The organism is Pseudomonas sp. BJP69 (assembly GCF_007633355.1).
Classification (GTDB): domain Bacteria; phylum Pseudomonadota; class Gammaproteobacteria; order Pseudomonadales; family Pseudomonadaceae; genus Aquipseudomonas; species Aquipseudomonas juntendi.
In genome coordinates, this window is record NZ_CP041933.1 from 3,306,897 (window position 1) to 3,328,268 (window position 21,372).

The 21,372-nt window shown below is 59.7% G+C and carries 18 protein-coding genes; 6 read left to right on the forward strand and 12 right to left on the reverse strand.

From position 1 onward, the window contains the following. Positions 1 to 2 precede the first annotated feature (2 nt). From zorA1 to FPB55_RS15380, 8 genes are all read right to left on the reverse strand, one after another. The gene (zorA1, locus tag FPB55_RS15345; protein ID WP_144188602.1) at positions 3 to 2,198 is read right to left on the reverse strand and encodes a type I Zorya anti-phage system protein ZorA1; all 2,196 of its coding nucleotides are present in this window, start codon (positions 2,196 to 2,198) and stop codon (positions 3 to 5) included. Between the two features lie 60 nt (positions 2,199 to 2,258). Continuing rightward, positions 2,259 to 3,578, reverse strand: coding sequence for an McrC family protein (locus FPB55_RS15350; protein WP_144188604.1), 1,320 nt, complete (start codon positions 3,576 to 3,578; stop codon positions 2,259 to 2,261). Then, positions 3,575 to 5,350 (reverse strand): AAA family ATPase, encoded by a 1,776-nt coding sequence (locus FPB55_RS15355; protein WP_178097538.1) that lies wholly within the window; start codon positions 5,348 to 5,350, stop codon positions 3,575 to 3,577. Before FPB55_RS15355 ends, FPB55_RS15350 begins: the two co-directional genes overlap by 4 nt. A gap of 896 nt (positions 5,351 to 6,246) precedes the next feature. Then, a complete protein-coding gene (locus tag FPB55_RS15360; RefSeq protein WP_144188606.1) occupies positions 6,247 to 7,719 on the reverse strand; it encodes a restriction endonuclease subunit S in 1,473 nt (490 codons plus the stop codon). Further along, on the reverse strand, positions 7,709 to 9,715 hold the full coding sequence (locus FPB55_RS15365) for a class I SAM-dependent DNA methyltransferase (RefSeq protein ID WP_144188608.1): 2,007 nt from the start codon (positions 9,713 to 9,715) through the stop codon (positions 7,709 to 7,711). Before FPB55_RS15365 ends, FPB55_RS15360 begins: the two co-directional genes overlap by 11 nt. Positions 9,716 to 9,959: 244 nt before the next feature. Then, a complete protein-coding gene (locus FPB55_RS15370) occupies positions 9,960 to 10,313 on the reverse strand; it encodes a hypothetical protein (protein WP_144188609.1) in 354 nt (117 codons plus the stop codon). Next, positions 10,306 to 10,683: a hypothetical protein gene (locus FPB55_RS15375; RefSeq protein ID WP_238706592.1), complete on the reverse strand. Its 378-nt coding sequence runs from the start codon at positions 10,681 to 10,683 to the stop codon at positions 10,306 to 10,308. The genes FPB55_RS15370 and FPB55_RS15375 overlap by 8 nt, the downstream gene beginning before the upstream one ends. Positions 10,684 to 10,695: 12 nt before the next feature. Continuing rightward, positions 10,696 to 11,757 (reverse strand): ADP-ribosylglycohydrolase family protein, encoded by a 1,062-nt coding sequence (locus FPB55_RS15380; protein WP_144188610.1) that lies wholly within the window; start codon positions 11,755 to 11,757, stop codon positions 10,696 to 10,698. Between the two features lie 174 nt (positions 11,758 to 11,931). Here FPB55_RS15380 and FPB55_RS15385 point away from each other — a divergent pair, with 174 nt between their 5' ends. After that, on the forward strand, positions 11,932 to 12,807 hold the full coding sequence (locus FPB55_RS15385) for a WYL domain-containing protein (protein ID WP_144188612.1): 876 nt from the start codon (positions 11,932 to 11,934) through the stop codon (positions 12,805 to 12,807). 51 nt (positions 12,808 to 12,858) lie between these two features. Here the strand turns inward: FPB55_RS15385 and FPB55_RS15390 are convergent, their stop codons facing one another. Then, positions 12,859 to 13,161, reverse strand: a complete 303-nt coding sequence (locus tag FPB55_RS15390; RefSeq protein WP_144188614.1) for a hypothetical protein — start codon at positions 13,159 to 13,161, stop codon at positions 12,859 to 12,861. Positions 13,162 to 13,460: 299 nt separating this feature from the next. Then, positions 13,461 to 14,474 carry a class 1 integron integrase IntI1 gene (gene intI1, locus FPB55_RS15395; RefSeq protein WP_000845048.1) on the reverse strand — a complete coding sequence of 338 codons (1,014 nt, stop codon included), beginning with the start codon at positions 14,472 to 14,474 and terminating at the stop codon, positions 13,461 to 13,463. A 161-nt stretch (positions 14,475 to 14,635) separates the two neighbouring features. Between intI1 and FPB55_RS15400 the strand changes: the two genes are divergently transcribed. The 5 genes from FPB55_RS15400 to FPB55_RS15430 all read left to right on the forward strand — a co-directional run bounded on the left by FPB55_RS15400 (position 14,636) and on the right by FPB55_RS15430 (position 18,704). Further along, the gene (locus FPB55_RS15400) at positions 14,636 to 15,190 is read left to right on the forward strand and encodes an aminoglycoside N-acetyltransferase AAC(6')-IIa (RefSeq protein ID WP_023622803.1); all 555 of its coding nucleotides are present in this window, start codon (positions 14,636 to 14,638) and stop codon (positions 15,188 to 15,190) included. Between the two features lie 254 nt (positions 15,191 to 15,444). Beyond that, entirely contained in the window at positions 15,445 to 16,704 is a 1,260-nt protein-coding gene (locus FPB55_RS15405; RefSeq protein ID WP_001256776.1) for a chloramphenicol efflux MFS transporter CmlA1, read from the forward strand. A gap of 191 nt (positions 16,705 to 16,895) precedes the next feature. Continuing rightward, positions 16,896 to 17,243 carry a quaternary ammonium compound efflux SMR transporter QacE delta 1 gene (locus FPB55_RS15415; RefSeq protein ID WP_000679427.1) on the forward strand — a complete coding sequence of 116 codons (348 nt, stop codon included), beginning with the start codon at positions 16,896 to 16,898 and terminating at the stop codon, positions 17,241 to 17,243. After that, entirely contained in the window at positions 17,237 to 18,076 is an 840-nt protein-coding gene (gene sul1 / locus FPB55_RS15420) for a sulfonamide-resistant dihydropteroate synthase Sul1 (protein ID WP_000259031.1), read from the forward strand. The genes FPB55_RS15415 and sul1 overlap by 7 nt, the downstream gene beginning before the upstream one ends. 127 nt (positions 18,077 to 18,203) lie before the next feature. Beyond that, positions 18,204 to 18,704: a GNAT family N-acetyltransferase gene (locus FPB55_RS15430; protein WP_000376623.1), complete on the forward strand. Its 501-nt coding sequence runs from the start codon at positions 18,204 to 18,206 to the stop codon at positions 18,702 to 18,704. Here the strand turns inward: FPB55_RS15430 and FPB55_RS15435 are convergent. Both FPB55_RS15435 and FPB55_RS15440 read right to left on the reverse strand, forming a co-directional pair. Next, positions 18,673 to 19,668: a TniB family NTP-binding protein gene (locus FPB55_RS15435; protein WP_144188616.1), complete on the reverse strand. Its 996-nt coding sequence runs from the start codon at positions 19,666 to 19,668 to the stop codon at positions 18,673 to 18,675. The two genes, FPB55_RS15430 and FPB55_RS15435, sit on opposite strands and share 32 nt — an antisense overlap. Before the next feature lie 2 nt (positions 19,669 to 19,670). Next, positions 19,671 to 21,350, reverse strand: a complete 1,680-nt coding sequence (locus FPB55_RS15440; protein WP_000179844.1) for a Mu transposase C-terminal domain-containing protein — start codon at positions 21,348 to 21,350, stop codon at positions 19,671 to 19,673. Positions 21,351 to 21,372: the final 22 nt, after the last annotated feature.

Below are 21,372 nucleotides of genomic sequence, written 5' to 3' on the forward strand. Positions count from 1 at the left end.
CCTCAGCGGCGCTGAACGCTCTCCATGATGTCACTGAAGTCTTCCAGGCTTTCCTTGACCCCTTCGACACCACCGGCCAGGCTGGTCATCGCCTTGTGCAGCTCGGCATCCAGGCTACCCAGCGTCTGCCGCAGGCTACGATCTACCCCCTCGCTAAACTCGTTGAAGCCCTTGCCCAGCACGGCGCTGATCTGCTCCAGGTAGTCGTTCACTTCACGGTTAAGCGCCTGCAGCCGCTCGCCTTGCTGCTTCAGATCCTGCAGGTACTGACTGCGCCCAGCGGACTCACTCTGAGTAGTGGCGACCACACCTTGAATGACCGCAAGCGTCTGACTCAGTGCTTCACGGTTATTGCGATAGTCAGCCACAACACTGGTCAGCTCGCGGGAAGCGCCAACCAGATCGCCGCTAGTGCCCTGCAGGGCACCCAGCACGCCCGCAGTCGCCTCGCCGGCTTTACTCACGCTCTGCCCGGCGCTGTCGAAGCGCTCGGCTGCCAGGCGCATCTTCTCGGCACCTTGTTGCATGCTCTGCAGGTGCTGCTCGGTTTGCGCTCCCAGCAGTTTGAGGCTTTCCTGCATCGCGCCTTGCTGATCGGCGACGGCATCCAGCAGGGTTTTCACCTGTTCTTCCAGCCCGCCAACCATCTCGCGCGTACCACGGTGCAGTTCGACCTGGGCGACCTTACTGGCCTGATCCATCTGCGTGCGGTTGTGCTCTAGCTGCTTGAACAAGCCACCCAACCGCTCGCCCAACACTTCCACCGAGCCGGCGATCTTGGCCATGGTCTCCTGCTGGCCCTGGCCCATGCTCTGCTGCATGGATTCGACAAAGGCCTGCAGATTCGCCGCCATGGCCTGCTGACGCGCTTCGCTGTCGGCGAACAGCTTCTCCAGCTGCTTGGCCATCCGCTCGCCAGCACCCTCGCCTTCGCTGCCGATACGCGCGATGGAGGTCTGCAGGTTGGCCAGCATCTCGTTCATCCCGGCTTGCATGCTGTTTTGCCCGGCCTGCATATCGGCCAGCAGCTGCGCGATTATCTTGGCGCTGTTCTGAGATGAAGCCTCGCTGGCCGAGCGCATGTCGCCGACCAGTTCATTGAAGCCCTGCTGCATGGACTGCATGGCCGCTACCGACTGCCCCAGCATCTCGTGCAAGCCATTGAACTGCTGACCAAAGGTACTTTCCAGCTTGCTCATAAAGGCTGCTAGCACATCGGTGAGCAGGCTCTGCACCTGGCTGCTCTGGTCGCCGCTGGCGGTATTCACCGCTCCAGCGATGGCCTCCAGGGGAGACTTGAGGCTGTTTTCAAGGGCACCGCCAATCTGCTCGGCCAGCACCTGACCAGAGTCGCGGTAACTTGCCGAAAGGGTATCAGCCAACTTGAGATTCTCACGCACCTGGGTATCCACAAGGTTCTGCAGCATCTCACGCAGGTCGGTGACCAGGCTGTCCTTGAGCTGACGGGTCTGAATCGAACTTTCGTTGCTCGACCTCACCAGCTCCGCCAAGTACTCCTCGCCCACACCACTGTCGAACAGCCCATCGATACTCTCAGTCAGGGTTTCCAGATGCTTGTAGCAGCGGCCTAGGCGCCACTTTTCGGTCAGAGTCACGCCAATAGAAGCGAAGATCGAGAAGAAGGAGCCGAGGAAGGCAAATAGCACGTCTTTGAGCAACTGATCGACGCTGGAGCTGACCTGCTCGGGCGTGCTGGGGTCGAAGTGCTGCAGGCCCAGCATCAAGCCGAAGAAAGTGCCGACAATCCCGATCCCCGTCAGGATGCCCGGCAAGTGCTTGTAAAACTCTGTACCCAGCGGCGTCTCCACCACCGTTTGCGCGGTGAAGAAATGTCCCGCACCCGCCGTGGCACGGGAGCACAACAAGCGCTGCTCACCCTCGCGCACCTCGAACTGGTCATGCAGCGTCTCGGCATACTCCTGCCAGGCATGCCCCAGCGTATGCTCCTGGAACAGCTGCTCCAGCTCGCTACGGCGCTTGGCTGGCTGCAGCTCCTTGATTGCCCGCACCTGCCGCGTGAGCTTCTTCAAGCGGCGGCTCAATGCAAACGACCGCAGGAAGTAACGCAGCAAGTACCAAAGGCACAGCACCGTCACCAGACTAAATACGAACACGGGAGCAATCAGCTGCTCGGGTGTTGCCTTATCCCAAAGGTCCAACCACTTCGAATAGTCCATAGCCCTAGCCTTGCTTGTTTTCCAGCGGCCTCTGCGGGCCTTTTTCTTAATTCAGGTGATTCAAACAGCCATTAACTGACTGCGCTCCGCAACGACCCCACTTTCCTGTCGCACAGGTACTCCAACGGACTCAGCGTCCCGCAAATGGTCGCTATCTAACTCGAAGGGCAACACCCATAACTGCATGCCCTTGCCGTAATCAAACATCGGCAGCGCTTTCTGAAGACCAGACCAATACGGATAAATCAGTACCAGCCTCGGCACCTCGTCGCCTCTTCGGTATTTATGCCCATAGGCAAACAGCTGATAGAAATCGCTCTGACTCAGGTCGTAGTTCTTCTCAGGTTTACCGGCATCGATGCGCTTCCACTTGGTATCAAGAATCCAACGCTGCTCTGGCGTGTCGATCAGCAAGTCCGGTTTCAGGCAGAACATCTTTCCGCTGTCATGCGCGCACAGGTGGTGCTGGCTGGCTTGTGAGGTCAGATTCGCACCGTGCAGCAAGCGTTGCCGCAACCAGCCCTCCACATAGCACTCAAATAGCTTTTCCATTGGGAACAGCAGGCTCATCCCTCGCCACTCGCCACTCACGGCTATCGGCATCTGCTGATTGAGGATCAGCTCGCACCAGGGCTTGATCGCCTGATAATGCGCCATCAGCCGGTCGCGGCTCCAGGCGCGCAGATCCTGGCTCACCTGACGACTGGCGGGCACCTCGGCCAGCATTGAGCGCAGCTCATTGGCCAGGCGCCAGTTGCCGGCATCCTGCGTGCTTTTTGCCACCAGCTCCAACGCCAGCTTGAGCAAGCGGTTTTCCGCACGATCAGGTAAGAACACATCGTGGCGAATCTGGAAGTGATGCTGCCGTCCCGGCGGCTGGCGCATCTGCGCCACCACATTGAGCTGGCCGCGCAGAAATCGCTGCTCTTCCTCGATACGCTGATAGTCGAAGCGCACGCCACGCTTCACCAGCAAATCCAGCTCAGTCAAGAACTGCCCCATTACCCACTCGCTGAGAGGCGCATCGAACAGCTCCAAGCTGGCCACCGAGGCCTCACGGGGCTTGAGCTGCAGAGCCTGCTGGATCAGCTTACGCAGCAACTGGCGACTTTTGAGCAGGCAATCGTCCTGCTCATGGTGCTTGGGCAGAATCTCCAGGCGCGTGCCACAGGGCGTCTCCACCACCCCTACGTAAGAGTCCCACTTCAACGCATGCCGCCCGTCCACCTGCAGCAGCGTGGCGCCGTTACGGCTGAAGCTGGCGCTCAGCTCACATAGCCAGTCGAACGCGCTCTGCGATAGCTGAGCCACATCCAACGTGGGCTCAACCTCGGCCGTAGTCAGGCGAGCGTACTCGCGGATGGTGACGGTTGCTTTCACGCCCTGCCCTGGCTTAGCTGATCGATCAGGTGGCGCCCCAGGCTTCTAGTATTCAGAGGGTTGCCGCTGCTGTTCTGCTGGCTAACGCCAAGCTGTTCAGCCAACTGGCGCAAAATGGGCTTGGCCGGCTGCAGCAAGGTATCCGCACGCCACACCTCAACGGAGCCGCTGGCCAGTTCTCGCAAGGTGAACTCACCCTGCACCGCTTCGCGCGTTACCACCCGCTCAGCAGTCACCCGTGAGGCATCGAGAATGCCGATATAGGCCTCCATTCGCTCGAACGCCTCATCATTAAGCGTCCAGTAGCTAGCCGCCAAGCCTTGCCCCACGTCCCGGCCAAACAGTGCTTCAGCGAAGCTGGTTCGCTCCTGAATGAACTGATCGTTTGGCGCCTTGCGCTGGTCATTCAGAACCCAGGCGATGCGCTGCCAGTCCTCGAAGAAATACTCCTGCAGCAAAGGCAGAATCTGGTTGCGGAAGATCAGCTCCAGCCGAGCCTGGGAGCCATCCTTTTTCAACGGCATAAAGTAGGCATGGCCCAAGCAGTGATCCCGATCCAGCAGCACCTCGATGCGCTGGTTCATCACCCGCAGCAGCTGACCAATGTTCAGCCCGACCACCTCAACATCATCCAGCAGCTCAGGCCGCGGCGGCATCTCGCGGAACACGAAGCGCCGGCGCAGAGCAATATCCAAACCGGCCAACGAACGGTCGGCAGTGTTCATGGTGCCGATCAGGTAAACATTCTTCGGCACGCTGAACGGCTTCTTTGAATAGGGCAACTTCACGCTCAGCGCCTCATCGGCACCCTCGCGCTTGGACTCCTCGATCAGCGTGATCAACTCACCGAAGATGCGGGAAACATTGCCCCGGTTAATCTCATCGATAATCAGCACATAGGGCTCACTGTCTGCGCCCGCCACCGTCACCGACTCAACCGGTTTCACGCCCTGCTGCTGCAGGTATGACAGCAGATCAGCCCAGGTGAAGCGGCTCATCGCATACACGGTTTTCAGCGTGAATTGGCGCTCGTCATTGAGCGGCAGAATGGACAGATTGATATCCCGATACAGCCAGCGCACCGAGCGCACATGCTGATAGTCACCGAGCACTCCGGCCGGCACCTGCGCCTCATAACGGTAGTCGCCGGTCACCACGCCAATCGAGCCGATCTGCTCGGCCGAGTGGATGCACAGCAGAATGTCACCCACCACCATCTGCTCGGCGAAGTAACTGAGCGTGCCTTTATCGCCACCGCCGAGCGACTGGTAGTACGCATTCTGCTCATAGTCTCCACGCAGATCGCCTGTTTTACCCCAGCCAATACGCGCCTCACCGTTGGCCAGGCAATAGTTCTTGGTTGGCGATGCACCAGTGCCGGCAATGGAAATCTTCCAGATGGCAGGATTGGCCCGCACCCCCAGCTCAGATGCTGGGCGCGTGCGGGCATCATCACAAAGGCGCTTGAACACACCCGACTCAACGGAATACCTGACCTGCCCGGTTTCTGTGTCGGAGTCCGCCCGCAGCCCTTCGACAAAGTCCTCGTAGCTGAAGGTCTGGTGGAAGGTCACAAAGCGCACCCGCTCGGCGGTCACGAAACGGTCGAACTCCGCCTTCAGACGCTTGCGCGTCTCCGGGTCATTGCCACTGCTCTGCGCCAGGAACTCGGGCGCCAGAATGGCCAGCGCCTGGTCGATGGTGTGGTAGGTTTTGCCGGTGCCCGGTGGGCCGAACAGAATCTGGTTCAGGGCAGTGGCGCTCTTTTTCATACTGGAAGACCTCTGCTCGCACTGCTTGTTTTGGCCCTTTAGCGCTTCCCGCTCCAACTCAGCGGCAAACTCCAGCACGTCCTTTTCACCCCGTCTGGCCATCAGTTGCTGCTGTAACTCACGGACACCACCAGTAGCGCCCGCGCCCAAAATGCGCTTCAACTGCTTCTGATTGAAGAACGGCAAGACCAAGGGCTGTGAACGATTCTGGTAAAGGAAGGCCACCTTCCAAACCAATGACCCCGGCGCGTTTTTGAGCCCACTCATCAGGCCAAGATCCCCCTGCTGCACGGCATCTATAGCCGTCAGCAGTTCGGCCTTGAGGTTATCCAAGGCTTGTTGCGCACTGTCGCCGAGGATCCTGTACCAGAGGTATTGGCCATCGCTCTGCATATCAGAGCCTGGGTCGTTCCTGGGATTGGCCCCGCGCAAACGCACCCCGGCACTCATCAAGCCCTCTTTGAAATCCCCGAGCTTGTTCGTATGGTCGCGCATCCAGCTGTAGAAGGTGTCGTCACCCTCGCTGCCGTAATACTGCTCCAGCGTCAACTCGCGCAGCTTTGACACCGGCCAGCGCGCCAGAAACTTATCCCATTGCTGGCGCCCTTCCTGCGGATCAATGCTCGGCTCTGATGTGCGATAGCGGTTATAGGCCAGCCATTGCTTGAGGCCGCTCTGCACATTGCCGCTGTTGCTGGCTCCAATGGCAGCATGCTCGCCCTTGGGGCCATACAGCAGATAGAGGCGCTCCAGTTCGTCGAGATCGTCGATGGCAAACACATCGCGACCACAATGATTGGAAACGGTATTCACCCCAGTGAGGTAGTTGCTGGCGGTATTTTTGGACTTGCCCGAGGCAACCATCCAGTCCTTGAACAATTGACCGACGTTCTCGCTCACAGGGCTTTCTCCAGCAGGGTTTCTGCTTCCGGCAGGCGCAGCTGGCCGGAGATCAGGCGGGGTAAGAGGGTGTCGCGGAGTTGGGTGAGGGTTTGGGCTTGGCGTTCGTTTTCGATTAAGCGCTCAAACAGCGGCTCGGCGATATTTGCAAACGCGTCCAGCACGTCAGCTGTTGGCACCAACGCAGGGATTGGACGGAAAGCCTTTTTGCTGATTTCCATAAAGGTCGAACCATTGGCGCGACCTTTTATTCCTTCCATGTTTTGACGACACCAGAACAGCATATACACAGGTGAAAGTTCACCGCCTGGAGGAATGGCGATATAGCCCTGATTAACTGCAACCGGCATCTGGGCGATGGCTAGATAGCCAATTGGAGCACGGGAAGACAGCAACAAAGTACCCGCAGGTAACAATCCCGAGCTGACCTTGGCTAACCCTAAAGACGAAAGCTGGCGTTCTGTCCGAAGCAATACAGGGGATTGCAGGCCTGACAGGTCTTTAGGTGTTGTCCAGCAATGCTCGGCTGGCTCCCAGTAGCTTGGTTCTTTGGTATCAGGCGTCCCCCCGCCCAAACAATCCACAGCATCGCCAACTGGCTTAACCTTCCACCCCTTCGGCACCAAGCCCAGTTCGGACTCTTCGAAACTATCGGGGAACAGGGCGGCGGTGGTGGCGTCCATGGCCGCTTTCGGCATCCTGCCTTCAGCGGCACTCATACTTCCCTGTATAGCGCCTTCCGGCTGGCCTTGCGCTTCGGCTCCTGCCTCCGCTCCAGGCCTGGGCAAGTCGGATGCCTGCGGCATCCTTGGTTGCCCGCTGCGCTCGCCATCCTGGCGTGCTCGCCCTTCGGCCTTGGCGCGCACGGGGTCGAAATCGACGAACCAGGATTTGAACAGCGCCTGGGCGATGGCTTCCAGGGTGGCGTTGGTTTCGCGCAGCAGGGTGATGCGGTCGTCGAATGACTTTAAAATCTCAGAAATGCGTACTTGAACTTCTCTGGGAGGAAAAGAAATCTCCAGCCGCCCAATCATCTCGTTATTCAGACTGGCTCTAGTCGACATTGTCGACATTGCCGAGACTGCCTGCCTAAATACAGGGCTGCGGAGGTAATACCCCACATACTCCGGCAACAACTCACTGCTTGGCTTGGGACGGAGACGCTTACAAAACCCGTTGAAGGTTGCGTCTTTATAGCTTCGCAGAGCTACGCAACTCATTCCGAGTTCATGCATCGTTTCGCTTGTCCGGGTCAGGAAAACATCCCCCCTCAAGATGGAGCAGCCCTCTCTCTCTTTTTCTGTGGCTTGAACAAAATCACCCAAGTGCTCAGGTGTGAAGTAATTGTAAAAAACATCCTTGAACGTCAGAAACGGATAGCCCGAGCCAAAATCCTTTGCTGGTTTAGATAACCCGGATCGAACCTCATAATGGTCGAGCAAACTTGCAGTTCGCCACTCAGAGCTCATACCCCAGCCCCCCCAGCTTCTGCCGGATCAACTGATCGAGTTCCGCGCCCTTCTGCATCTGCTCGCCAAGCTGTTGGGTCAGCCGCTGCATCTTCTCGGCAAAGGCTTCATCGTCGTCCTCTACTTCCTCGGCACCCACATAGCGACCCGGCGTCAGCACATGGCCATGCTCGGCGATCTCATTGAGGGTTACGCTGCGGCAGTAGCCGGGGATATCGGCGTACTCGGCTTTGGCATCCTGCGTCGCCCTACCTCCTGCATCCCTGCAGTCGTCGCCAACCAGCCCGCCTTCGGTTAGCGGCTCGCCACGCCAAGCCGCTACGGTTTGCGCGATGCGCTCGATATCGGCGTCGGTCAGCTCGATCTGCACACGGCTAACGCTGGTGCCCAGCTTGCGCGCATCGATAAACAGCACCTGGCCGCTGCGATCACAGCCGGCGGTGCTCAGGGCATGGCGCTTGTCCTTGGCGAGGAACCACAGGCAGGCGGGAATCTGCGTGTTGAAGAACAGCTGGCCGGGCAAGGCGACCATCACTTCCACCACATCGGCCTCGACCATGGCCTTGCGGATATCGCCTTCGCTGTTCTGGCTGGAACTCATCGAGCCGTTGGCCAGCACGATACCGGCTCGGCCATTAGGCTTGAGGTGGTAGAGCATATGTTGCAGCCAGGCGTAGTTGGCGTTGCCTTGCGGCGGAGTGCCATACACCCAGCGCGGGTCGCCTTCCAGGCTGCCGTGCCACCAATCGCTGATATTGAACGGCGGGTTGGCGAGTACGAAGTCGGCGCGCAGATCACTGTGCTGGTTGCGGACAAAGGTATCCGCCGGCTCTTTGCCCAGGTTGAAGTCAATGCCGCGAATGGCCAGGTTCATCGCCGCCAGGCGCCAGGTGGTGGGGTTAGCTTCCTGGCCGTAGATGGACACATCGCCCAGCTTGCCGCCATGGGCCTCGATGAACTTCTCCGACTGCACAAACATGCCGCCCGAACCGCAGCAGGGGTCGTAGACCTTGCCATGGTGCGGGTTGAGCACCGCCACCAGGGTTTTCACGATGCTGGCCGGCGTATAGAACTGCCCGCCCCTGCGCCCTTCGGCGCTGGCGAACTGGCCGAGGAAATATTCGTAAACCTGGCCGAGCAGATCGCGCGCCTTGCCGATGTCCTCGCCAAAACCGATGGTGGAGATCAGGTCCACCAGCTCACCCAGCTTGCCATCCGGCAACTGGACGCGAGCAAATCGCTTGTCGAGGATGTTCTTCAGCTTGGAATTTTCCGCCTCGATGGCGGCCAGGGCCTCGTCGATGCGCTTGCCGATATCCACCTGCTTGGCGGCGGCACGGATCGACTCCCAGCGCGCCACTTCCGGCACCCAGAACACGTTGACCTCGCGGTAGTAGTCGCGGTCTTCCAGCTCGGCGTTCAGTGCTTCGGGGTCACTGCCGTCAAGGGCGTGAGCGCCTAGGTAGTAGTCGTCGTTCTCGTCGGTGAGCCTTCGCTCCAGCTCGGCGCGGCGGCCGGCGAAGCTGTCGGAGATGTACTTGAGGAAGATCAGCCCGAGCACGATGTGTTTGTACTCGGCGGCGTCCATATTGGCGCGCAGTTTGTCGGCGGTGGCCCAGAGGGTTTTCTTCATGTCCTCGATGCCGGTGGCGGGCTGTACCTTGGCCGCCCGGCCCTTGCTGACGGCAGCTGAGGGCTGGACAACATATTCGCCCGGCTCCTCCTCACGCACAGCCGGATCTAAACGCTCGCGCGCCTTGCTTAGCACTTGCTCAGCCAGGCTGCTGGCAACCGGTTGCGCCCGCAGCACCGAACCACCGCGACCACGGCCTTTTTGCAGCACGCCCTGTTCGATCAGCCCATCCCGCGCCGCCCAGAAGGCCTCTTCACTCAGCTGCGGGACCTGGCTTTTCAGGCGCTCCAATAGCGACTGATTGCCAATGCTCGATCCATCGGCAGGTACGGCGGCCAGCAGGGCCTGCTGCAATTCATTCATTCACAACTCTCCACAGCCGCCCGCCGCAGCGCGGGCCAGCCCAATTCAGACACGGGTGGCAACGAAACAACGGAAACCGGAGGGAAGCTGAGCGCCACACGGCGAATGCCGATGCGCATATGCAGAGCCATCCCTGGGATACCGCGACCTGCCATTTGCGATGGCTGTCACCTTATCCACTGACCGGGCCGGGGTAAAGCCGGAGCCCCGGCTTTTTGCCGGATCGGTCAGTTCGTGCCAACGCTCAGTGTCGCGTCAGGCTGATGCGCTCTCGGCGAGCCACTACGCAGCCTTCTTCCAAGCGGTTATGCACGCCTGGAATGCTCAGCCGATGCCCGGTGGGCATATAGCCGGCCGCATCTTCAAAGGGGTGAAGATTGACCGACTCCATCAACTGCTCAATGCCCTCGTACCAAGACAGGGCCACTAGCCCGGCGCCCTCGACTGCACCAGGGGAGCACTCGCGCAAACACTCCAGCACACCCATGCTGGCAATCACGCTTTCCTGACGAGTCATGTAGCACGGCGCAAGCAACTCCAGCCCCTCCCCATCGACCGTCAATTCAGCACAGACAGCCATGATCAGCGACTCACTCATCCCACACTCCATCGTTATCCAGGTCCCTATCAATGCCGTCAGCTGACTCGTCCCAGAGCCCGTCGTTGTCGAGGTCACGATCAATCCCGCCGGCGTCATGGTCCCAACTGCCATCATTGTCGACATCCCGATCAATCCCGCCGGCGCCATGATCCCAAGTGCCGTCGTTGTCCAGATCACGATCGATGCCACCCTTGTCGTAATCCCACGTGCCGTCGTTATCGACATCCCGGTCGATGCCGCCGCGGTTGTAATCCCAGAGTCCGTCGTTATCCAGGTCTCGGTCCTGAGCCTGGGCACTGACCAGCAAGAACACCGCCAATCCAGCGGCCAGCCATTGCAGGGCATCACTTTGCGTTCTGCGACTCATGCTTGCTCCCTATCAGAACCCGGGATAGCGCGCCCAGATGCGTTCATCCTCAGCCACATTTGAGCTGTAATCCCCGCAATAGGTACGCGGTACCCACTCGATGTCATGCGCCAGTTGCTCGATCACCTCGCGCAACTCCAACGACTCCAGCCAGCGCTCAGGAATGGCATCAGGCCCCAACTGGATACCCAGCAGGTTGCCGGCAATCAGACCCGTGCTGTCGCTGTCGCCGGTGTGATTGACCGCCCAGCAGATACCCTCCTCCAGGCTGCTAGCCATCAAGGCACACCACAGACCAATGCCGAGTGCTTCTTCGGCCACCCAACCGCCACCCATCACGGCAATCCCTTCGGGCGTAGGCGCGATACCGGCCTCACTCTGGCGCAGGGCGTACTCGACCATCTCACGGGTTTCCGCCATGCCCGGTTTCTGGCCATGTTCGGCCAGGCTCTGGCGGATGGCGTCTTTCAGGTCGCAACCTTGCTCGAAGATCCGCTGCAGAATGTCGGCAAACAGGCCCGCTGCCAGATAGCCACTGGGATGGGCATGAGTCAGGTGTGCGTTTTCGACCGCAAACTCGAAGGCCTGCGGGAAGAACGCATGCGGTGCTACACGCATCACGCCACCACAGCCCTTGCTGTCATTGCTGGCCTTGTCGCCAAACGCCTGGCTGGCGGCCAGCGCACTCATGCAGGTCATGCCCGGCGCGCGGCTCGACCATAGGTCTTTCACACCGATTAGCCAGCCATCCTGCGTGACCTCAGCCTTTGGTTTGCCGCCCTGGGTGATGTACCAGCGCAGCAGCGCATGATGAATGACCGAAGGCGGATGGCAGATACCACGTGAATTGTGCCGAACCCAGGCCCGCAACAGGCCTTCGGCGGTAAAGAGCATCATCTGGGTATCGTCGGTGACGGCGCCCAGCTTGCCGAATGCAGGGGCAAAATCCCGAATACCCCGCTCACCGAACTTCTGCCGGATGCTCGGCCAATCCATGAACTCCACCGCCGCGCCCAAAGCATCGCCAGCCGCACCGGCCAGCAGGCAACCGAGAATTCGATCCAGTTGATTCATCTTCACGCCCCTCCAATCAGGAACCGCACATCCAACTTATGTACTGGACTAGCTACAGCCCCGGACTAAATGACATCGGCCTGCTTGTCTCCGGCTATCAAGATATGTAGTTTTGAGCGACGTATCTACGGTGTTTGCCTGTACAGGTAAAGTTTTCGAGCAGATGGAGAGGCTATGAAGCGTAAGCAGGAAATCACGTCGGTTCGCTGGGATCTGGCGCTGCGCTACCGTTTGATCGAGACGGTGGCCTGGTGGGAGGGCCGGTTAACCACGGGCCATCTGATGCAGAGCTTCGGCATCAGCCGCCAGCAGGCGTCGAAGGACATCAATTCGTACATTGCCGAGTACGCGCCGAAGAACCTGGAATATGACAAGCATTTGAAGGGGTATGTACCGAGCCGCCACTTCAAGCCGCTGTTCATTGATGACAGTGCCAGTGCCTACCTGCACCTGCTTAACCAAAATCATGACCGCGCGCCACACATTGAAGGCCTGGCCCTGGCCTACGCACACACTGAAGTGCTGCGGGTGCCAGATCGCAGTGTGCAACCCGAGGTGCTCCGCCCTCTGCTGCGTGCCTGCCGCGAAGGGCTGCGTCTGGAGTGTGAGTACGTGTCCTTTAATACCCCGGATGGCGAAACGCGCCTGATCGCGCCGCATACGCTGATCTACACCGGCATGCGCTGGCATGTGCGCGCCTATTGCGAGCGCAATGCCGACTACCGCGACTTTGTGCTGAGTCGCTTTCGCGGCGTTCCCGACCTAATGGATGGCCGCTCTACACACGGGCGGGATGCCGATAGCGGCTGGAACACTCCGGTGCAGGTGATCATCGCACCGGACTCACGCCTCAAGCCCGAGCAGCAAGCCATCATCGAGACCGACTACGGCATGCACCAAGGACAGCTGGTAGTCGAGACGCGGGGCGCGCTGGTGCAGTACGTGCTGCAGCGCTATCAGATTGATCCAACCAAGGTGCATGCCAAAGCGACGGCGCAGCAGATTGTGGTGGTGAACCTGGATGAGTTGCAGGAGTGGTTGTATCACTGAGGCTTGGTTTCAGGTTTCGTGTAACGACTCAGATAGTGGCGATTCAAGACCTTATACCCCTGCCTCACCTTCTGGCTCACCGAGTAGCAGCAAGATTGGCTGGGCACTGTCGTGAATTTTCATATCAAGCCAGCTAGTCGTAAGACCGGGATTGCACCTCTCAACCGCATCAAGCAGCCCGGCATACATACCTAACGTGAGATGCTCGCCACCAAAGAGGTTGGCGTACAGGGTGCGAAATTTCAGCGCCTTTAATGCCGCCTCCGGCACCTCCCAAGGCTCTGCACAGCGAATGAATGCGCACTGCAATTGGCGTGAGCTGGCCTCGCTTAGGACAGCCAGGAAATTTTCCAAGCCATTAGCCAGCAAACCCTCGTCTAGCAGGGACGCCCTGAGAAAGGGCATCACAGTCTCAAACCACGAGTCAGATGACAGCTCTGCGGGAGCACCTTCTGCACGGGTAGACCTGGCAGTACTTCTGTCAGGTATTACCAGCAGCGACGATTCTGATAGACCTGCCACAATCGGCTAACTACTGGCGACTATCGGCCATCAGCGGACGCAGGGAGGACTTTCCGCAACCGGCCGTTCGATGCGGCACCGATGGCCTTCGCGCAGGGGTAGTGAATCCGCCAGGATTGACTTGCGCTGCCCTACCTCTCACTAGTGAGGGGCGGCAGCGCATCAAGCGGTGAGCGCACTCCGGCACCGCCAACTTTCAGCACATGCGTGTAAATCATCGTCGTAGAGACGTCGGAATGGCCGAGCAGATCCTGCACGGTTCGAATGTCGTAACCGCTGCGGAGCAAGGCCGTCGCGAACGAGTGGCGGAGGGTGTGCGGTGTGGCGGGCTTCGTGATGCCTGCTTGTTCTACGGCACGTTTGAAGGCGCGCTGAAAGGTCTGGTCATACATGTGATGGCGACGCACGACACCGCTCCGTGGATCGGTCGAATGCGTGTGCTGCGCAAAAACCCAGAACCACGGCCAGGAATGCCCGGCGCGCGGATACTTCCGCTCAAGGGCGTCGGGAAGCGCAACGCCGCTGCGGCCCTCGGCCTGGTCCTTCAGCCACCATGCCCGTGCACGCGACAGCTGCTCGCGCAGGCTGGGTGCCAAGCTCTCGGGTAACATCAAGGCCCGATCCTTGGAGCCCTTGCCCTCCCGCACGATGATCGTGCCGTGATCGAAATCCAGATCCTTGACCCGCAGTTGCAAACCCTCACTGATCCGCATGCCCGTTCCATACAGAAGCTGGGCGAACAAACGATGCTCGCCTTCCAGAAAACCGAGGATGCGAACCACTTCATCCGGGGTCAGCACCACCGGCAAGCGCCGCGACGGCCGAGGTCTTCCGATCTCCTGAAGCCAGGGCAGATCCGTGCACAGCACCTTGCCGTAGAAGAACAGCAAGGCCGCCAATGCCTGACGATGCGTGGAGACCGAAACCTTGCGCTCGTTCGCCAGCCAGGACAGAAATGCCTCGACTTCGCTGCTGCCCAAGGTTGCCGGGTGACGCACACCGTGGAAACGGATGAAGGCACGAACCCAGTGGACATAAGCCTGTTCGGTTCGTAAGCTGTAATGCAAGTAGCGTATGCGCTCACGCAACTGGTCCAGAACCTTGACCGAACGCAGCGGTGGTAACGGCGCAGTGGCGGTTTTCATGGCTTGTTATGACTGTTTTTTTGTACAGTCTATGCCTCGGGCATCCAAGCAGCAAGCGCGTTACGCCGTGGGTCGATGTTTGATGTTATGGAGCAGCAACGATGTTACGCAGCAGGGCAGTCGCCCTAAAACAAAGTTAGGCAGCACAGAGCGACCATTTCATGTCCGCGAGCACCCCCCCCATAACTCTTCGCCTCATGACCGAGCGCGACCTGCCGATGCTCCATGATTGGCTCAACCGGCCGCACATCGTTGAGTGGTGGGGTGGTGACGAAGAGCGACCGACTCTTGATGAAGTGCTGGAACACTACCTGCCCAGAGCGATGGCGGAAGAGTCCGTAACACCGTACATCGCAATGCTGGGCGAGGAACCGATCGGCTATGCTCAGTCGTACGTCGCGCTCGGAAGCGGTGATGGCTGGTGGGAAGATGAAACTGATCCAGGAGTGCGAGGAATAGACCAGTCTCTGGCTGACCCGACACAGTTGAACAAAGGCCTAGGAACAAGGCTTGTCCGCGCTCTCGTTGAACTACTGTTCTCGGACCCCACCGTGACGAAGATTCAGACCGACCCGACTCCGAACAACCATCGAGCCATACGCTGCTATGAGAAGGCAGGATTCGTGCGGGAGAAGATCATCACCACGCCTGACGGGCCGGCGGTTTACATGGTTCAAACACGACAAGCCTTCGAGAGAAAGCGCGGTGTTGCCTAACAACTCATTCAAGCCGACGCCGCTTCGCGGCGCGGCTTAATTCAGGTGTTGGGCGCACAATAAGGCTCCTCGCAGAGTTGCTTGAAAGTTGTTACGATTCAAATTCAATCATGAGATAGTCGGCAGATGAGCATTTCCAAGAACGCAGACAAGTAAGCCGCAGCAACCTTCATTTTTCGGTTGTTGCGGCGTTCTCAAGAATCCTTTTGCTCTACGGGAGCGCCGCCAAATCCTTTGTTCAAGGAGATGGTTTCGTGCGCTCAAAAAATTTTAGTTGGCGGTACTCCCTTGCCGCCACGGTGTTGTTGTTATCACCGTTCGATTTATTGGCATCACTCGGCATGGACATGTACTTGCCGGCAGTGCCGTTTATGCCAAACGCGCTTGGTACGACAGCGAGCACAATTCAGCTTACGCTGACAACGTACTTGGTCATGATTGGTGCCGGTCAGCTCTTGTTTGGACCGCTATCGGACCGACTGGGGCGCCGCCCCGTTCTACTGGGAGGTGGCCTCGCCTACGTTGTGGCGTCAATGGGCCTCGCTCTTACGTCATCGGCTGAAGTCTTTCTGGGGCTTCGGATTCTTCAGGCTTGTGGTGCCTCGGCGTGCCTTGTTTCCACGTTTGCAACAGTACGTGACATTTACGCAGGTCGCGAGGAAAGTAATGTCATTTACGGCATACTCGGATCCATGCTGGCCATGGTCCCGGCGGTAGGCCCATTGCTCGGAGCGCTCGTCGACATGTGGCTTGGGTGGCGGGCTATCTTTGCGTTTCTAGGTTTGGGCATGATCGCTGCATCTGCAGCAGCGTGGCGATTCTGGCCTGAAACCCGGGTGCAACGAGTTGCGGGCTTGCAATGGTCGCAGCTGCTACTCCCCGTTAAGTGCCTGAACTTCTGGTTGTACACGTTGTGTTACGCCGCTGGAATGGGTAGCTTCTTCGTCTTTTTCTCCATTGCGCCCGGACTAATGATGGGCAGGCAAGGTGTGTCTCAGCTTGGCTTCAGCCTGCTGTTCGCCACAGTGGCAATTGCCATGGTGTTTACAGCTCGTTTTATGGGGCGTGTAATACCCAAGTGGGGCAGCCCAAGCGTCTTGCGAATGGGAATGGGATGCCTGATAGCTGGAGCAGTATTGCTTGCCATCACCGAAATATGGGCTTCGCAGTCCGTGTTAGGCTTTATTTCTCCAATGTGGCTAGTGGGTATTGGTGTCGCCACAGCGGTATCTGTGGCGCCCAATGGCGCTCTTCGAGGATTCGACCATGTTGCTGGAACGGTCACGGCAGTCTACTTCTGCTTGGGCGGTGTACTGCTAGGAAGCATCGGAACGTTGATCATTTCGCTGTTGCCGCGCAACACGGCTTGGCCGGTTGTCGTGTACTGTTTGACCCTTGCAACAGTCGTGCTCGGTCTGTCTTGTGTTTCCCGAGCGGAGGGCTCTCGCGGCCAGGGGGAGCATGATGTGGTCGCGCTACAAAGTGCGGAAAGTACGTCAAATCCCAATCGTTGAGAGAATGTGGCAAGCTATCGCCCAACAAATCGCTGCAGCCGACCCAAAACCGCTACGCGGTTTCGGTCGGCTGAGCTCAGGCGTTAGATGCACTAAGCACATAATTGCTCACAGCCAAACTATCAGGTCAAGTCTGCTTTTATTATTTTTAAGCGTGCATAATAAGCCCTACACAAATTGGGAGATATATCATGAAAGGCTGGCTTTTTCTTGTTATCGCAATAGTTGGCGAAGTAATCGCAACATCCGCATTAAAATCTAGCGAGGGCTTTACTAAGCTTGCCCCTTCCGCCGTTGTCATAATCGGTTATGGCATCGCATTTTATTTTCTTTCTCTGGTTCTGAAATCCATCCCTGTCGGTGTTGCTTATGCAGTCTGGTCGGGACTCGGCGTCGTCATAATTACAGCCATTGCCTGGTTGCTTCATGGGCAAAAGCTTGATGCGTGGGGCTTTGTAGGTATGGGGCTCATAATTGCTGCCTTTTTGCTCGCCCGATCCCCATCGTGGAAGTCGCTGCGGAGGCCGACGCCATGGTGACGGTGTTCGGCATTCTGAATCTCACCGAGGACTCCTTCTTCGATGAGAGCCGGCGGCTAGACCCCGCCGGCGCTGTCACCGCGGCGATCGAAATGCTGCGAGTCGGATCAGACGTCGTGGATGTCGGACCGGCCGCCAGCCATCCGGACGCGAGGCCTGTATCGCCGGCCGATGAGATCAGACGTATTGCGCCGCTCTTAGACGCCCTGTCCGATCAGATGCACCGTGTTTCAATCGACAGCTTCCAACCGGAAACCCAGCGCTATGCGCTCAAGCGCGGCGTGGGCTACCTGAACGATATCCAAGGATTTCCTGACCCTGCGCTCTATCCCGATATTGCTGAGGCGGACTGCAGGCTGGTGGTTATGCACTCAGCGCAGCGGGATGGCATCGCCACCCGCACCGGTCACCTTCGACCCGAAGACGCGCTCGACGAGATTGTGCGGTTCTTCGAGGCGCGGGTTTCCGCCTTGCGACGGAGCGGGGTCGCTGCCGACCGGCTCATCCTCGATCCGGGGATGGGATTTTTCTTGAGCCCCGCACCGGAAACATCGCTGCACGTGCTGTCGAACCTTCAAAAGCTGAAGTCGGCGTTGGGGCTTCCGCTATTGGTCTCGGTGTCGCGGAAATCCTTCTTGGGCGCCACCGTTGGCCTTCCTGTAAAGGATCTGGGTCCAGCGAGCCTTGCGGCGGAACTTCACGCGATCGGCAATGGCGCTGACTACGTCCGCACCCACGCGCCTGGAGATCTGCGAAGCGCAATCACCTTCTCGGAAACCCTCGCGAAATTTCGCAGTCGCGACGCCAGAGACCGAGGGTTAGATCATGCCTAGCATTCACCTTCCGGCCGCCCGCTAGCGGACCCTGGTCAGGTTCCGCGAAGGTGGGCGCAGACATGCTGGGCTCGTCAGGATCAAACTGCACTATGAGGCGGCGGTTCATACCGCGCCAGGGGAGCGAATGGACAGCGAGGAGCCTCCGAACGTTCGGGTCGCCTGCTCGGGTGATATCGACGAGGTTGTGCGGCTGATGCACGACGCTGCGGCGTGGATGTCCGCCAAGGGAACGCCCGCCTGGGACGTCGCGCGGATCGACCGGACATTCGCGGAGACCTTCGTCCTGAGATCCGAGCTCCTAGTCGCGAGTTGCAGCGACGGCATCGTCGGCTGTTGCACCTTGTCGGCCGAGGATCCCGAGTTCTGGCCCGACGCCCTCAAGGGGGAGGCCGCATATCTGCACAAGCTCGCGGTGCGACGGACACATGCGGGCCGGGGTGTCAGCTCCGCGCTGATCGAGGCTTGCCGCCATGCCGCGCGAACGCAGGGGTGCGCCAAGCTGCGGCTCGACTGCCACCCGAACCTGCGTGGCCTATACGAGCGGCTCGGATTCACCCACGTCGACACTTTCAATCCCGGCTGGGATCCAACCTTCATCGCAGAACGCCTAGAACTCGAAATCTAACGTCCGTTCGGGCATCGAGGTCCATGTCGGGGTGGGACGGGCCCGTGGCTTCAAGATCACTTGCAGTCCGACCGCGATGTCTTGGTTGCGCGAGAGGTTGTCGATATCTGGCCATGCTGAGTGTGCGATGGTTGATCGCTTCCTCGCCGCTCTCCACGGCGACGATGGCCGCCGCCATCAGCAAGTGCGCCAGTTCCCCTATGGTGCCCTCGCTGCGTGTGAGCAGGTAGCGAGCCATGTCCAGCGTGGCAATTGGGGAAGGCCGGCGCAGCGGGAGCGAAGCGGCGAAGCTGGCCAGCAGTGAGCAGCAATCGTCGTTGGCCTCCCATACCGGCAGCATCATCGGCTCGAAGCGATTTTCCAACTGGTCATCGGAGCGGATGGCTAGGTAGGCGTCGCGCGTGCCTACCCCAACCAACGGGATGCGCAGTTCGTTGCCGAGGAAGCGCAGCAGGTTGAGGAATTCCCGGCGGTTGACGCTGTTGCCGGCCAGCACGTTGTGCAGCTCGTCGATCACCAGCATGCGCACGCCGACCTTGCGCAGCAGTGCCAGAGCCAGTTGCTCCATTTCCGGCAACCGTGGGCGTGGGCGCAGCGGCGCGCCCATCGCGGCGAGCAGCGCGACGTAGAAGCGGATCACGGACGGCTCGGACGGCATCTGCACGACCAACACCGGGATGTGCTCCTGGTCGGCGTCGGAGCTGGCCGGGTGGGTGCGGCGGAACTTCTCGACGATCATCGACTTGCCATTGTTGGTCGGGCCAACCAGCAGCAGGTTGGGCATGCGTTGCTTGTTTGGCCACGCATAAAGGGCTTCCAGCCGGTTCAGCGCCTCGACTGCGCGCGGATAGCCGATCCAGCGGTCGGCGCGAAGGCGCTGGATGCGCTCGTCCGCCGGAAGACGGGCCAAGCCCTGGGCCGCCGGCAGCAGGTGGGACAGGTCGATGATGGGATATTCGTCCACGGCTACCACTCCTCAATCTGGTCGAACGGTTTGGCGGGTGGCAAGTTGTCTGCCTGCGGGTCGGCAATATCCGTATCCGGCGGAACGGGCTTGTCCGGCCGAGCTGATGTCTTGAGGTGCTGGCGGCGATCCGCGTCACGCCGCGCCTTGCGTGTGGCCTTCTGCGCGCTGGTCACAATCTCACGCATCTGGCCGATCATGCGGAACAGCGCCGACTCATCCACCTGTTCGCGCCCTTGCTGCCGCAGTTTCGCCAGCGCCTGCCGTTGTTCCCAGAGGGTGACAGCCGGATGCGACAAGGTACGGTAGGGAATTTCCAGGTAATGCTGTCCCTCCGGTTCCAGGACCCAGATACGGCTGATGTCGCGCGGATCGCGCCGGATCAGAAAGGACGGCCAGCGTTCACGCCGCGCAATCCACGGCTTGAGCGCATCGGCGTAGTAGTGGATGTGGTCGATGACAAAGCCGGTGCGGGTCAGCGTGCGCCGGAGGATCGGCAGAAAATCGACCAGGAACGAAGTAGCGCGTGTGACGACGGCCGGTACGCCGACACGCGCCACGGCCTCGGCCCAGCGCGCGGCCGGCGGTTGGAGCAGGCCGTTGTGCACCGAACCGTGGTAGGTGCCGACCGCCAATGTGAGCCAGCGCTCTAGCTCGCGCAGCGTCAGGGCGGCCTTGTTTTCGGAATCGTAGTCGCCGCGCTGGTCAGGGTTGGAGAAGGTCGTTCCCGGCAGTTCGTCGTGAATCATCTGCATCGCCGTGCCGATGATCCGTTCCACGATGCCGCCATAGTGCGGCTGTCCCAGCGGGCGATAGTCCAGCCGGATGCCATGCTGCTCGCAACCCCGGCGCAGGGCCTCGCTCTTGAACTCGGCCGCGTTGTCTAGGTAGAGCAGCAAGGGCTTGCCGCTCATCTGCCAATCCATTTCCACGTTCAGTCCTTCCAGCCAAGGGCGCTTGTCGCAGGCGACATGCACGAGGCACAGGCCAACCGAAACGGCAGACGGCGCTTCCAGCGTGACGACCATGCCGAGCACGCAGCGGGTGAACACGTCGATGGCGAGGGTCAGGTACGGGCGGCCAATAGGTTGCCGGTCGCGGTCATCGACCACGATCAGGTCGATGACCGTATGGTCTATCTGCACCTGCTCCAGCGGCGCGGTCACGGCAGGAGGCTCGCCGCCCACACCTTGTAGGTCACGAGCGGCATCCTGGCCTTCCCGCCGGCGGATGACCTTGCGCGGGTCAAGGCTAGCGATCCGTAAGGCCACGGTATTGCGCGCCGGCACTCGCAGTTTTTGAGCCTTGCACACCTGAGTGACTTCGCGGTGAAAGGCCGCTAGGCTGCGCTTCTGCTTGGTCAGGAACCGCTTTTGCAGTAGCTCGTGGATGACGCGCTCGACCGGTTCCGGCAAGCGCCCCTTACCTTTACCTCCACCGGACTGGCCGGGCACCAGATCCGTCACGAGGCCGCTGCCTTGCCGGGCACGCCGGATCAGAACGTATACCTGGCGCCGAGACAAGCCCAGCGCCTGAGCCGCCATATCGGCCGCTTCGTGCCCGACCGTCTCCGACTGCGCCAACGGACTGATGATCTCCGCACGACGGCGCGCACGCTCCCAAGCCTCATCAGGCAGAGTGGCCACGCCTTGTTCTGGAATCCGTGGGGTGTCCGTCGCCATGCTCACCTCGCTTTGGTGCACA

Excerpts from the sequence above, each read along its gene's own strand:
- zorA1 (WP_144188602.1), bottom strand. The coding sequence starts at position 2,198 with ATGGACTATTCGAAGTGGTTGGACCTTTGGGATAAGGCAACACCCGAG.
- FPB55_RS15355 (WP_178097538.1), bottom strand. The coding sequence starts at position 5,350 with ATGAAAAAGAGCGCCACTGCCCTGAACCAGATTCTGTTCGGCCCACCG.
- FPB55_RS15360 (WP_144188606.1), bottom strand. The coding sequence starts at position 7,719 with ATGAGCTCTGAGTGGCGAACTGCAAGTTTGCTCGACCATTATGAGGTT.
- FPB55_RS15365 (WP_144188608.1), bottom strand. The coding sequence starts at position 9,715 with ATGAATGAATTGCAGCAGGCCCTGCTGGCCGCCGTACCTGCCGATGGA.
- FPB55_RS15370 (WP_144188609.1), bottom strand. The coding sequence starts at position 10,313 with ATGAGTGAGTCGCTGATCATGGCTGTCTGTGCTGAATTGACGGTCGAT.
- FPB55_RS15375 (WP_238706592.1), bottom strand. The coding sequence starts at position 10,683 with ATGAGTCGCAGAACGCAAAGTGATGCCCTGCAATGGCTGGCCGCTGGA.
- FPB55_RS15380 (WP_144188610.1), bottom strand. The coding sequence starts at position 11,757 with ATGAATCAACTGGATCGAATTCTCGGTTGCCTGCTGGCCGGTGCGGCT.
- FPB55_RS15385 (WP_144188612.1), top strand. The coding sequence starts at position 11,932 with ATGAAGCGTAAGCAGGAAATCACGTCGGTTCGCTGGGATCTGGCGCTG.
- intI1 (WP_000845048.1), bottom strand. The coding sequence starts at position 14,474 with ATGAAAACCGCCACTGCGCCGTTACCACCGCTGCGTTCGGTCAAGGTT.
- FPB55_RS15400 (WP_023622803.1), top strand. The coding sequence starts at position 14,636 with ATGTCCGCGAGCACCCCCCCCATAACTCTTCGCCTCATGACCGAGCGC.
- FPB55_RS15415 (WP_000679427.1), top strand. The coding sequence starts at position 16,896 with ATGAAAGGCTGGCTTTTTCTTGTTATCGCAATAGTTGGCGAAGTAATC.
- sul1 (WP_000259031.1), top strand. The coding sequence starts at position 17,237 with ATGGTGACGGTGTTCGGCATTCTGAATCTCACCGAGGACTCCTTCTTC.
- FPB55_RS15430 (WP_000376623.1), top strand. The coding sequence starts at position 18,204 with ATGGACAGCGAGGAGCCTCCGAACGTTCGGGTCGCCTGCTCGGGTGAT.
- FPB55_RS15440 (WP_000179844.1), bottom strand. The coding sequence starts at position 21,350 with ATGGCGACGGACACCCCACGGATTCCAGAACAAGGCGTGGCCACTCTG.